Source organism: Candidatus Sphingomonas colombiensis, assembly GCA_029202845.1.
Taxonomy (GTDB): Bacteria; Pseudomonadota; Alphaproteobacteria; order Sphingomonadales; family Sphingomonadaceae; genus Sphingomonas; species Sphingomonas colombiensis.
This window is the reverse complement of the sequence record CP119315.1, coordinates 2,725,557-2,737,562: the sequence shown is the minus strand read 5'-3', so window position 1 is coordinate 2,737,562 and position 12,006 is coordinate 2,725,557. Positions and strand designations below refer to the sequence as shown.

At 66.1% G+C, this 12,006-nt stretch carries 11 protein-coding genes; 3 read left to right on the top strand and 8 right to left on the bottom strand.

Annotated elements, in window-relative coordinates; genetic code table 11:
- The 7 genes from P0Y64_13205 to P0Y64_13175 form a co-directional block, all read right to left on the bottom strand.
- A complete protein-coding gene (locus P0Y64_13205) occupies nt 1-1,020 on the bottom strand; it encodes an AAA family ATPase (GenBank protein WEK42344.1) in 1,020 nt (339 codons plus the stop codon).
- A 60-nt stretch (nt 1,021-1,080) separates the two neighbouring features.
- Nucleotides 1,081-2,682, bottom strand: a complete 1,602-nt coding sequence (locus P0Y64_13200; protein ID WEK42343.1) for a hypothetical protein — start codon at nt 2,680-2,682, stop codon at nt 1,081-1,083.
- Complete coding sequence (locus tag P0Y64_13195) at nt 2,679-3,722, bottom strand: AAA family ATPase (protein ID WEK42342.1); 1,044 nt, start codon at nt 3,720-3,722, stop codon at nt 2,679-2,681. The genes P0Y64_13200 and P0Y64_13195 overlap by 4 nt, the downstream gene beginning before the upstream one ends.
- Nucleotides 3,719-5,236: a chain-length determining protein gene (locus P0Y64_13190; GenBank protein ID WEK42341.1), complete on the bottom strand. Its 1,518-nt coding sequence runs from the start codon at nt 5,234-5,236 to the stop codon at nt 3,719-3,721. Before P0Y64_13190 ends, P0Y64_13195 begins: the two co-directional genes overlap by 4 nt.
- Before the next feature lie 9 nt (nt 5,237-5,245).
- Entirely contained in the window at nt 5,246-5,893 is a 648-nt protein-coding gene (locus tag P0Y64_13185; GenBank protein ID WEK42340.1) for a polysaccharide export protein, read from the bottom strand.
- Nucleotides 5,894-5,987: 94 nt separating this feature from the next.
- The gene (locus P0Y64_13180) at nt 5,988-7,214 is read right to left on the bottom strand and encodes a pyridoxal-dependent decarboxylase, exosortase A system-associated (protein ID WEK42339.1); all 1,227 of its coding nucleotides are present in this window, start codon (nt 7,212-7,214) and stop codon (nt 5,988-5,990) included.
- Nucleotides 7,211-8,701: an acyl-CoA ligase (AMP-forming), exosortase A system-associated gene (locus tag P0Y64_13175; protein ID WEK45050.1), complete on the bottom strand. Its 1,491-nt coding sequence runs from the start codon at nt 8,699-8,701 to the stop codon at nt 7,211-7,213. The genes P0Y64_13180 and P0Y64_13175 overlap by 4 nt, the downstream gene beginning before the upstream one ends.
- A 78-nt stretch (nt 8,702-8,779) precedes the next feature.
- Between P0Y64_13175 and P0Y64_13170 the strand changes: the two genes are divergently transcribed.
- Genes P0Y64_13170 through P0Y64_13160 form a run of 3 tightly spaced genes read left to right on the top strand, consistent with a single transcriptional unit; the run spans nt 8,780 to nt 10,481 of the window.
- Nucleotides 8,780-9,052, top strand: coding sequence for a phosphopantetheine-binding protein (locus P0Y64_13170; protein WEK42338.1), 273 nt, complete (start codon nt 8,780-8,782; stop codon nt 9,050-9,052).
- A gap of 47 nt (nt 9,053-9,099) precedes the next feature.
- Nucleotides 9,100-9,708 carry a hypothetical protein gene (locus P0Y64_13165; protein ID WEK45049.1) on the top strand — a complete coding sequence of 203 codons (609 nt, stop codon included), beginning with the start codon at nt 9,100-9,102 and terminating at the stop codon, nt 9,706-9,708.
- The gene (locus P0Y64_13160; protein WEK42337.1) at nt 9,696-10,481 is read left to right on the top strand and encodes a hydrolase 1, exosortase A system-associated; all 786 of its coding nucleotides are present in this window, start codon (nt 9,696-9,698) and stop codon (nt 10,479-10,481) included. The genes P0Y64_13165 and P0Y64_13160 overlap by 13 nt, the downstream gene beginning before the upstream one ends.
- Here P0Y64_13160 and P0Y64_13155 read toward each other — a convergent pair.
- Nucleotides 10,465-11,988 (bottom strand): peptidase S10, encoded by a 1,524-nt coding sequence (locus P0Y64_13155; GenBank protein ID WEK42336.1) that lies wholly within the window; start codon nt 11,986-11,988, stop codon nt 10,465-10,467. The two genes, P0Y64_13160 and P0Y64_13155, sit on opposite strands and share 17 nt — an antisense overlap.
- Nucleotides 11,989-12,006: the final 18 nt, after the last annotated feature.

Sequence of the window (12,006 nt, the reverse complement as noted above, 5' to 3'; positions counted from 1 at the left end):
TCACGCTGCGGCGCCGCGCACCGCCTCCAGCCGGGAAGCGGGCGGGCCGACCTCATTCTCGACCCAGTCGACCAGCAGGGTCAGCACGCGGCGCAGCGCGGCATCCTGTTCCTCGATCCGGGTTTCAAGCGCAGCGATGCGCTGGACGAGCGCCGCCGCATCCTCGCCGGCGATCGCGGCCGTTACGGTGGATGGCGTCGCGGTCGGCAGATCGCGCACCGCATCGGCCTGCACCTCGTTGATCAGCGCGGCATCGATCAGCGTCGCGCCGACGATCGCGGCGTGGAGCATCACTCGCCCCATGAGCTGGTTCACGCGACGCGGAACGCCGGCAGTGATGCGGTGAAGCAGCGGGAAGGCGTCTTCGGCGAAATCCGGGCTGCCCTGCCATCCGGCGATCTGGAGCCGGTGGCCGACATATTCCGCGATCTCTTCCTCCGCCATCGGGTCGAGATGGTGGATCGCGATCACGCGCTGGCGCAATTGCTCCAGCGCCTGCGAACCGTGCAGCCGCTCCCGGAACTCGGGCTGGCCGAGCAGAAAGATCTGGAGGAGCGCGCGCCCGCCGGCCTGAAAATTGGAGAGCATCCGCAGTTCCTCGACCGCGGAGATGTCCAGCGCCTGTGCCTCGTCAACGATCAGCAAGGTGCGACGCCCGGTGCGCGCGACCGCATTCAGCCCACGCTCGATCACGGTGAGCAGCTCAGCCTTGTTGCGCGGCGCATCGGCAACACCGAGCCCCGTCGCGACGATCCGCAACAGATCGTCCGCCTGAATCGCGCTCGACACCAGCGAGATGACATTGAGGTTGGCCGGATCGATCCGCGAGGTCAGATGGCCGACAAGCGTCGTCTTGCCCGCGCCGATATCGCCGGTGATGACAATGAAGCCCTCGCCCTGCGCCAGCCCATAGCCAAGATACGCCATCGCCTTGCGGTGCGTGGCGCTATCGAACCAATATTTCGGGTCCGGCGTGAGCTGGAACGGCCGCTCGCGCAGTCCGAAATGATCCTCATACATCTTGCGATGTTCCCTGCTTGTCGTGGCGGATCGCCGCCTGTCTGTGTCGCCCCCACGCCATCAGAACGTATACCTCGCCCCAAGGAGCCCTTGCGCCGACCATTGGCTCTCGAAACCATGCTGGTCATAGGTGTAGATGCCGAGCGAGGCGATTCCGCCGATGCGCCCGAAGCGATGCTGATAGCTGCCCGTGAGGCCCGCACCGACCACGCCCTGCATCGCCGCGAGGTTGCTGTCGTAATAATTCACGAACAGATTGGCATCGATCTCCGAAACGCGGCTCAGCGCACGCGCGTAGAAAACCTGCGCATAATAGCTCTCGTCATTGTCGCCCAGGATGCTGATCCCCGGCGCGGCCGGCGGCGCATAGAGCTTGCGATTGGCATAGCCGAAGCCCAGCCCGAATCGCGTCACGCCCAGCGTGCGGGAATAGACCACGTCGATGCCGCGTGCGCGATAGGTGGCGGTGGTTACGGACTGGAATGCGCTGTTGAGGCATCCGCCCGCGCCGCCCGTTGCCGGTTGCGCCGCGAATACGCAGCCCGCGAACTGCTGCCCGAACGGATCTGCCTGCGTCTCGAAACTGGTCGGCAGGGAAGCCAGCCCGTCGCGGAGCTGGCGCCCGAACGTGCTGATCCCATCATAGACCACCGCGCGCACCGCGCTGCTTGGCGACAGACGCCACGAAAGCGATCCGAAATAGGTCGCCCCGCCATAGCGATAGCCGGCGTTGGCCTGAAGCTCGAGCCGGGCCGAGGGGCGCCACACCACGCCCGCGTCATAGATCAGGCCATCGGTGTTATAGGCGATGCGGCGCGGCGAATTGGGATCGGTGACGAACCGTCCGTTGCCATCGAGCACCGGATTGCCGTTGCCGTCGATCAGCGGGTCGCGCTGGGTCGATTGAATCTTCTCATAACCCGCCCCCGCGCGCAGCGCGACCGTGCGGCTGATCGGCTGGACCACATCGACGCGGGCGAACTCGCCTTCGTAACGTTGCGAAAGCTGGCTGGCGAAATCGCGTTCCAGCGCACCGCTGACGGTGATACCGAACGGCGCGATCTGCCCCGCGCGAACTCCTACCGAAGCCATGGCGAGATGGCTGGTGGAATCATCGAAGTAGTCGAGCCGCGGCGCGCCCGGCGCGATCCCGGTGAAGCTGGGCGCCTCCACCTTCGTATAGCCGAAGCGATAGCCGAGCATCACCTGCGCCGGCCCGGCGTTGGCAGTATATTGCGGGCCGATATAGACGGAATAGACGTTCGACACGTTTGCCGCATTGTCGCTGAACAGCCCCGGCGCGGCGCCGCGAATATCGGCGCGGGTGCGCGTCGCCAGCGCACCGGCGTCGATCGAGAAGCCCGGTGCGAGCTTCACCGATCCGCGCGCGAGGCCGGAAACCATATCCACATCGTTGAGATTGCCGTTCCACGGAATGCGGCGCTCGTAGCGAGCGCTGATCTGACCTTCCGCGCGACCGTTCGAAATGCCCGCCTCCACGCCGACCGCAACCTGTGTCCACGTCACGACATCGTCGTTGGTCAGATCGGCGCCGATCGCCTGCCCCAGCTCGACATAGGGCGCGACATAGCGCGTATCGGCAAGCGCCGGCGACGCGACGATCAGCGCACCGAACGACGCGGCGAGGAAACCGCGCTTCATGATCGATTTCCTTGCCCGTAATAGCTGCCAAAACGCCCGCGATGCGGCTCATAGGACGTCGCGTTCAGCACCAGACTGATATGCTCGCAGCCGTCGAGCAGCGCCACCGCCTCGCGCACGTCGCTATCGGTCGTGCGATCGGCCCGCACCACCAGCATCACCTGCGCGACGAGCAGCGCCAGCACCGAGGCCGGCGAAGCGGCGAGCGCGGGCGGCGAATCGAACACGATGATCCGACGCGGACTGGCGGCGAGCAACTGATCCAGCACCTGCGCGGTACGCACGCTGGCGAGCAGCTCGGTATCGGCATGGCTGCGCGCACCGGCGGGCAGCAGCGAAAGCTGTGGCACGTCCGTCTTGAGCACAAAGGCTTCTGGATCGAGCGATTGATCGCTGATGATATCCAGCAGCCCGGTCGAATCATCCAGCCCAAGCGAGGCCATGATATCGGGCTTGGCGAAATCGGCATCGACCAGCAGCACCTCAACATCGCGTTCGGCGGCAAGGCTGATCGCAAGGTTGATAGCGCAGAAGGTCTTGCCCTCCCCCGGTTTTCCCGATCCGACGAGGATCGTCCGCGCGCGGCGCTCCGGTGCGCCCGCCGCAATCGTCCGCGCGTTGAGCAGCAACTGCCGCTTCACCAGGCGGAATTCCTCGGCGAGCGCACCAACCGGCGCGCCAGGAACGAGCATCCCCTTCCCGGCCAGCATCGCGCAATCGATATGCGTGACGCCGGATGATGCCTCCCACTCGCCGCCATCATCGGTTTGCGATGCGAAATCGCGCAATTCCAGCGGGATCGCAGCTAAAGTCGCAGCGGCCTCGCGCGACATGCTCATCGCGCCCGGCGGCGCCGGCGGGGCATCGTCGAGGAAGGTGTGAACCGGCACAGTCGGCGCGTCTTCCGTCGCGTCCGGCGCTTGCGTCACCGGCGTGACAATCGGATCGGCGCGGCGCACCCGGAATTGAGCGTCGAAATCGTAGATCTGCGCGGCGCGTTCGATCAGCGACCCATCGCGAGGGGCGGACGATTTGCTCATGCTGCCATCCCCCGTTGAAGCATCTCGACCCCGAGCAGGATGACATAACTCGCCAGCAACGCGGCGGTGCCACCCGCCAGCCATTTGAGTTTCTTCGCGCGATCCTCGGACTGGGCGCGCGTCACCATTTCGCCGATCGAGCCGATCACGGCCATGCCCGACGCTTTCTCCAGCCGCTGCGCTGTTGGGAAGGTCGCCTGTACCTGCCCGAGCGCGAACGCCGCGCCCAGCCCGCCAAGCAGCCCGGCGGCAAGCACCCCGGTCAGCAGCAGCGGGCGGTTCGGCGCGGTCGGCGTGCGCGAGTTGGTCGGTGGATCGATCACGCTGAATTTCACTGCGTCGGTCTGCGTCTGCGCCTGGCTGTGCAGCGCCACCTGCTCGCGCTGGACGAGCAACTGGTCGTACTGATCCTTGAGCACGCTGTAATTGCGATCGATCCCGCCCTGTTCCGCCGCGACCGCCGGATCCTGTGCCAGTTTCGCGTTGAGCGTATCGAGATCGGACTGAAGCTGGCGCTTGCGCATCACCAGCGCGGTGACCGCCGCCTGCCGGTCCGCCCGCATCGACTGGAGCGAGAGATAGGCCGGATTGTCCGCCGATGCCGCGCCGGCCGAGGCCGGTTCGCTACGCGCATCGGCCTGCGCCTGCGCCAGCTGCGCCTTCAGGGCCACGACATCGGGGTGATTGTCCGTGTAACCGCGCGACCGCGCATCGGCGAGTTGTCCTTGGATCGCCGCGAGGCGCGCGCGCGCCGGCCCCACGCCCGGCGCAGGGCCGGCTCCGGGGATATTGCGTGGCGTCCCCGACATCTGACCGCTCAACGCCGAAAGGTTGGCCTGCGCCGCCGCAAGATCGCTGTCGACCTGCCCCATCTGCGCGCGCGCCGCGCCGATGCGGTCACTGACCGATCCCGTGCCGGGCAGCGAACCGAGGTAGCGGTTCTGGAAATTGGCGCGCTTCACTTCCGCGTCCTGAAGCTTGGCGCCGAGCGACTGAAGCTGCGAGTCGAGAAACTGCAGCGTCTGCGCGCTCTGGCTGCGATCGTCCGACAGGTTTTGCTCGACGAACAGGTCGATCAGCTTCTGCGTGATCTGCCGCGCGAGATGCGGCGAGGCCGCGGTGGTGACGATTTCGAACAGATTGTCCTGCTGCGCGGTGATCTTGATCGCATTTTGCAGGCCGGCGACGCGATCGGCGATCGCGCGATCGGTCGTCGCGCCCTGCGCCAGATCGGTGCCGCGCACCACCTTGGTGAGGTTGACCGCCGAGGTCAGCGTCTGGCGCACCGTATCGATATCGCGCGTCTGATCGCCCACCGCGGAGCCGTTGGCGCCGGCCGGCAATACCTGACGAACCTGCACGAAGATGCGCGCATGGCTTTCATAGCGGCTCGGAATCTGGCTGACGAACAGCCAGCCCAGAATGCAGACAGCCCACGCCACCGCCAGCGCGAGCCAGCGGCGGGTCCACATCATGTGGGCGGCAATCCGTATCTCTTCGAGCAATCCCGACACCCGCCGTCCTCAGAACATGCTTTCGGGGATGATGATGACGTCACCCGGTTCCAGCTTCACATTGGCCGACGGATCGCCGCTCTTGAGCAGGCGATTGATCTTGAGCTGATATTCGTGCTGCTTGCCGGTCGCGCGGTCATAGCGGATCAGCCGCGCGCGATTGCCGGCGGCATATTGCGAGAGGCCGCCCACCGCGATCATCGCATCGAGCAACGTCATGTTCGCGCGATAAGGCAGCGAGGCCGGTTTCTCGGTCGCGCCGACGATGCGCACCTGCTGGCTGTACGTGCCCGAGAAATTCTCGACGATAACCGAGACGATCGGATCCTTGATATATTCGCCCAGCGCCGCCTTCATGTCGTCGGCCAGCATCGCGGGCGTCTTGCCCACTGCCGACATATCATTGACCAGCGGCGTGGTGATGCGGCCGTCGGGGCGCACCTGCACCTTGGCCGACAATTCCGGATTGCGCCACACGAAGATCTGTAACGAATCGAGCGGCCCGATGACATATTGCTCGCCCGGCTGCTCCGCCTTGGCGACGAAAGCGGCAGGCGGAAGCCCCCCCGGGCGCCCCTTGTCCCCAGCGCAGCCCGCCAGCATCACTGATGCCAGGGTCATCATCGCCAAGCCACGGGAACCATTGCCGAAACGCATAACAACCTCCTTGGCGGGTCCGGCCTGACGGGAGACGCCTTCCCCGCCGGATGCACTTGTTTCCGGGCTATGGGGTGAAGAGGTGAAGATAGCGTTAGGAACGACTAACTATATGTTCCGCCGGCGCCGGGTGACCGAGAAATGCCGTCGGGCTGGCGGTGAGACCATAAGCGCCGGCGAGGAAGATCGCGATGACGTCACCCGCCTCCGCACGCGGCAGCGCGACGCGATCGGCCAGTCGATCGAGCGGCGTGCAGAGGCAGCCGACAACGGACACTTCATCCTCCGCCACTCCGCCCATGCGATGCGCGACCGCGATCGGATAATTGCGGCGCACCACCGTCCCGAAATTGCCGCTGGCGGCAAGCTGGTGGTGAAGCCCGCCATCGACGACGAGGAAGGTCTCGCCCCGGCTTTCCTTCCGATCCACCACGCGGGTGAGATAGATCCCGGCCTCGGCGACCAGCCATCGCCCCAGCTCGATCGCGAAACGCGCATCGCCCAGGATCTCCGCGCGCGCATCGAGCGCCTCCGTCAGCGCTCCGCCGATCCGATCGAGATCCAGCGCGACATCGCCCGGGAAATAGGGAATGCCGAACCCCCCGCCGAGATTGACCAGCGGCGGCGCTGCGCCCACCTCCTCCGCCAGCCGCGCGGCGAGCGCGATCGTTGCCGCCTGCGTATCGATGATCGCCGCGGGATCGAGCGCCTGCGAGCCGGCGAAGATATGGAAGCCGCGCCAGTCCGCCCCGCCGTCGCGGATCAGGCGCACCACGTCCGCCGCATGCTCCGCATCCACGCCAAAGGGGGACGGACGCCCCCCCATCTTCATCCCCGATCCCTTCAGCTCCATGTCGGGATTGACCCTGACGGCGAGGCGCGGACGAACACCGAGCCGATCGCCGATCGCCAGCGCGCGCTTTGCCTCGCCAGCGGATTCGACGTTGAGCGTCGCCCCGGCGGCAATCGCCGCCTCCAGTTCGGCATCGCGCTTGCCCGGCCCCGCGAAACTGATGTGGCCGGCCGGCATCTCATTGAGCGCGATCGACAATTCCCCGGCAGACGCGACGTCGACGCCATCGACCAGCGGCGCGATCGCCGCAAGCAGCATCGGGTTAGGATTTGCCTTCATCGCATAATGCAGATCAATCGCGGGCAACGCCGCGCGAAACCGCGCGACCCGCGTTGCGACAATCGCGGGATCATAAACGAAGCACGGCGACCCTGCCTCAGCCACCCAATCGACGGCGGTTCGTCCGCCGATAGTCATCTCGCCCCGCTGGCCGGCAAATTCGGGCGGGATTGGCCCCATCGGTTTCATGACGTCACCTCCGCGCGGATTTTGGCACGATCGAGCTTTCCATTCGGGTTGCGCGGCAGTTCGTCCCGCCATTCGATCCGCGCCGGCTGCATGAAATTGGGCAGATCGCGCTTCAGCCGATCGCGCAGGGCCGCCTCCTGCGCCGCATCACCGCGCAGCACCAGCACGATCGCCTGCCCGAGCCTCGTATCGGCCACGCCGATCGCCACCGCCTCCGCCGCTTCGCCGCCCGCGACGGCTGCCTCCTCCAATTCGGCGGGGCTGATACGGTTGCCCGCGCTCTTGATCATCTCGTCATCGCGCCCGACGAAGCGGAGCAGCCCCTCGGCATCGGCCATCACCGTATCGCCGGACCAAACCGCGGTGCCGCCATATCGCGAGAAGGCCGGCGCGGGGCGAAAGCGTTGCGCGGTTCGCGCGGCGTCCCGCCAATAACCCTGCGCGACCAATGGGCCGGCGTGGACCAGTTCGCCCGCCTCCCCAGCCGCAGCGCACGCGCCGTCCGGGCGGACGACCAGCACCTCGGCATGGGGAATTGCGCGACCGATCGATTCGGGATGGCTGTCGACCAGCGCCGGATCGAGGAAGGTCGAGCGAAACGCCTCGGTCAGCCCGTACATCGGATAGAGCCGCGCCGCCGGAAACGTCTGCCGCAATGCGCGCACCAGTCGCGGGGTCAGCGCGCCGCCGGAGTTGGTCAGCCGCCTGAGCCGCGCAGCCGTTTCCGCCGGCCACTCCGCCTCGACAAGTTGCACCCACAGCGGGGGGACGCCGGCGAGCGTGGTCGCCCCGATCCGCTCCACCGCCTTCACCACATCGCGCGCGGTCAGATAGTCCAGCGGCGCCACCGCCGCGCCGGCCGCCCATGACGACAGCAGCTGGCTCTGGCCATAATCGAAACTCAGTGGGAGCACGCCGAGAACGCGGTCTTCCGGTGTGATATCAAGATAGTGTGCGACAGAATTCGCACCCAACCACAGATTGGCGTGACTGAGCATCACTCCCTTGGGCCGGCCGGTCGAACCCGACGTATAGAGAATCGCCGCCAGCGCATCGGGATCGGCGGCGGAGCGTGGCAACGCGTCCCCCTCGCCCGCTTCGACCTCGATAATCACCTCGACCGCGAGGTCACCCGCTTCCAGCGTCGCGGCACGCGGTGGCTGCGTGAGCAGCAGCCGTGCGCCGCTGTCCGCCATGATATGCGCCACCTGCGCGCGCTTCAGCAGCGGATTGATCGGCACATGGGCCAGCCCCGCGCGCGGCGCGGCGAGCGGCATCAGGCACGCCATACGCGTCTTGGGCAGCCAGCTCGCCACGCGATCGCCGGGCGCGAAGCCAAAGCTCGCCAGCCAGCCCGCGAGCCGGGCCACCCCCTGCTCCACCTCGCGATAGGTCAGCGTCGCGCCACGCTCGATCAGCGCGGGCGCATCGTCCGCGCCGGCAAGGACGTGATCGATCGGTTGCGGAACAGGGTCTAGCGGCACCATGATGCTTTCCATGGCCGAACCCGTTGCGGATTTCATCCCCCCGTCCTAACGGCCCGTGCCAACGGGAAGGGATCGCGCATGAAGCGAGAAGGCATGGACGAGATCGAACAGGCGGTACGTGCGGTATTGCACCATGCGCTTGGGCTGCCCGAGGCGCAGGTCGCCACCTTCCATGCCGATACGCCATTGTTCGGCGCGCTGCCCGAACTCGATTCGATGGCGGTCGCCGGGGTGTTGACCGAGCTTGAAGATCGCCTTGGCATCACGATCGACGACGACGATGTTGATGGCGACATGCTGGAGACATTCGGTGCGCTTGCCCGCTTCGCTGCGGACAAGGTGGCGGCCTGACCGCTCCACGCATCACGCATTACGAATGGCGCGGCGGCCGCGAGGTGATGCTGCGTTTCGGGCCGGACCATGGCCCCATTATTATCGCCGCGCTCCCCTTGTTCGAGGAGGCCAATCGCACCCGCGCCGCAGTGGTGGACGTGCTCCGGCGGCTCGCCGCGCATGGTATCGGCGGCGCGTTGCCTGATCTGCCCGGCGGCGGCGAGAGCCTCGTTCCCACACAGGAAGCATCGCTGACGGATTGGCGGGCCGCCTTCGCGTCAGCGGCAGCGACATTGAGCGGGCCGCTGTTCGCGATGGCATGGCGCGGCGGTGCGCTGGTCGATGCGGAAAGCGCGCTTGCCGGCCGCTGGCACCTCTCCCCAATGAGCGGTGCCGAGCAATATCGCGAACTGGGGCGAATCCGGCAAATCGGCGGGGGCGAAGATTATGCCGGCAACCACCTGTCCCCGGCGTTGCTCGATGAACTCGATCGCGCGGAGCCGCTGACCGCCGGCGTGGTGCGCGTGGCGCGACTGGAGGGCGATCCCCGCGAAACGACGCTCCATCTTCCAGGGCGCCCGCTGTGGCGCGCAAGCGAGCCCGGGGTGGACCCGGTGTTGCAGGAAGCGATCGCCAGAGACCTCGCCGAATGGATCGCCTCATGCGCCGGCTGATCGCCTTTCCCTGCGACGGCGATATGCTGATCGGCTCACTTGATGAAGCGCGCGGCACGACCGGGCTGCTGATCGTTTCCGGCGGGAACGAGATTCGCGCGGGCGCACATCGCGGCATGGCCACGCTGGCGGCAGCGCTGGCGGCGGCCGGCGTGCCCGTGTTCCGCTACGATCGGCGCGGAATCGGCGATTCGAGCGGGGACAATCGAGGTTTCCGCGAAGCGCGAGACGATCTGCTCGCGGCCTGCGACGCCTTTCGTGCGGAAGCGCCGCACGTCACCCGACTGGTCGCGTTCGGCAATTGCGACGCCGCAACCACGTTGGCGCTCCATGGGCATGAGGCGAAGATCGCGCGCGTGCTGCTCGCCAATCCATGGGTGGTCGAGCCGGTGGACGAGTTACCCCCGGCCGCCGCGATCCGGGCGCATTATGCGGCACGGCTGCGCGATCCGACGGCATGGCGCCGCGCAATGAGCGGCGGCGTTTCGATAGTTAAATTTATCCGTGGTTTACGGCGTGTTTCGGAGAAATCTACTCAAGCCAATTCGCTCGCGGCAACCGCGCTTCCCGCCATTGCGAACTGGGGATCGAACGCAACCGTCATTCTCGCGCAGGAGGATGCCACCGCCATCGCTTATGCTGACGCAGCGCGGCGGGCGGGGATCGCGCCGCGCACGATCGCAATCCCCTCCACCTCACACAGTTTCGCGCGAACCACGGACGCCGCCGCGCTGACGGCGGCAGTCCGCGATCTTGTTACCGCTTGCGAATAAACGCGCGGATATCGTTGGAAAGTTTCTGCAAATCTTCATCACGCACGTACATCATGTGCCCGGCGTGATAATAATGCCATTCGATCCGCCCATCGGTGGGCATGCCAGTACGGCTGAATGAATATTCCGCGCCGAAGAAGGGCGTCGCGAAATCATAATAGCCCTGCCCCGCGAATACGCGCAGCCCACTGTTCTCACGCATTGCACGACCGATATAGGGCGCGACGTTGGTGTAAATCTGGCCGCCGCGCGGCCCCGGGATCTTCCAGTCCCAGTCGCGCACGCCACCAATCGAAGAATAGACCAGCTCGGGCGAATATTTCAGGCCCTCGCGCGCCCACCAGTTCATCGCCGCAGTATAGGAGCCGTCGATGCCGTAGAAGCTGGGATCGTTATCCGGCTCCTCGCCCGCATTGTCGTAATCCTTGCCGGTGTAGCGCGTATCGAGCCGCCCGATCGTCAGCCCGCGATCACGTAGCAGTTCCTTGTAGAACCGCCCCGGCGAGAGACGCAGATCGGCATTCTGAAGGAAGGTCTGCGATACGCCGGTAAAGCGCGAAAGCTGCGGCAGGATCTGCGCGCGCTCTTCGGCCGAAAGGTTGTTGCCCTTGAGCAGCGCCGACGCATAGGGCCCGATCGCCCAGGCGCGGGCCTCAGCGACGAACTCCTCTACCGTGGCAGGTTTGTTCGGCACCTTGTTGTGATACCAAGCAGTCGCAGCCATCGACGGCAGGTTGGTGACATAACCAAGCTCATTGCCGGGCGCTTCCGCCGCCTGGCTGAAATCCATGATCGAGGAGATCAGGATGATGCCGTTCACCGCAACGTCGGTGTAGCTGCCTTCCAACTCGTTGATCACAGCCGCCGAGCGCGTGGTGCCATAGCTTTCACCACCGATGAACTTGGGCGCGTTCCATCGGCCATTGGCATCGAGCCACAGCCGGATGAAACGCGCCATCGACTTGGCGTCGGCGGTAACGCCCCAATAGTCCTTGGGATCGGTTTTGCCGAGCGCGCGACTGAAGCCGGTGCCGACCGGATCGATGAAGACGATATCGGTCACATCGAGCAACGACGCGTTATTGTCGATAATCCGGTAAGGCGGCGCGCCATCGTCCTTGGCATCGGGCAGCACCACCCGCTTCGGGCCGAACGCGCCCATCTGGAGCCACAAGGAGCCGGAACCGGGGCCGCCGTTCCACAGGAAGGTAACCGGCCGGTTCGGATCGGTCGGCCCTTCCTTGATATAGCTATACGAGGTGAGCGCCGCGAGCGGCTTGCCGTCCTTGTCCTTCAGATAGGTTTCGCCCGCGATCGCGCGATAGGCGATCTTCACACCGCCGAACGTACCCGTGTGATGCGTGACGGAAACGACCGGCGGCGGGATGGTCGGATCGCCGCCCCTCTCCGCCGGCGCCTTGTCTTCAGCCTTCTTGTCCTGCGCGATGGCGGGCGTCGCCAGCACGATGCTGACCGCCGACAGCGCGAGCGCGATCCGAAACTTCATGATTCCCCCCGGTTATTT

Excerpts from the sequence above, each read along its gene's own strand:
- P0Y64_13180 (WEK42339.1), bottom strand. The coding sequence starts at position 7,214 with ATGAAACCGATGGGGCCAATCCCGCCCGAATTTGCCGGCCAGCGGGGC.
- P0Y64_13155 (WEK42336.1), bottom strand. The coding sequence starts at position 11,988 with ATGAAGTTTCGGATCGCGCTCGCGCTGTCGGCGGTCAGCATCGTGCTG.
- P0Y64_13185 (WEK42340.1), bottom strand. The coding sequence starts at position 5,893 with ATGCGTTTCGGCAATGGTTCCCGTGGCTTGGCGATGATGACCCTGGCA.
- P0Y64_13160 (WEK42337.1), top strand. The coding sequence starts at position 9,696 with ATGCGCCGGCTGATCGCCTTTCCCTGCGACGGCGATATGCTGATCGGC.
- P0Y64_13200 (WEK42343.1), bottom strand. The coding sequence starts at position 2,682 with ATGAAGCGCGGTTTCCTCGCCGCGTCGTTCGGTGCGCTGATCGTCGCG.
- P0Y64_13175 (WEK45050.1), bottom strand. The coding sequence starts at position 8,701 with ATGGTGCCGCTAGACCCTGTTCCGCAACCGATCGATCACGTCCTTGCC.
- P0Y64_13195 (WEK42342.1), bottom strand. The coding sequence starts at position 3,722 with ATGAGCAAATCGTCCGCCCCTCGCGATGGGTCGCTGATCGAACGCGCC.
- P0Y64_13165 (WEK45049.1), top strand. The coding sequence starts at position 9,100 with ATGCTGCGTTTCGGGCCGGACCATGGCCCCATTATTATCGCCGCGCTC.
- P0Y64_13170 (WEK42338.1), top strand. The coding sequence starts at position 8,780 with ATGAAGCGAGAAGGCATGGACGAGATCGAACAGGCGGTACGTGCGGTA.
- P0Y64_13205 (WEK42344.1), bottom strand. The coding sequence starts at position 1,020 with ATGTATGAGGATCATTTCGGACTGCGCGAGCGGCCGTTCCAGCTCACG.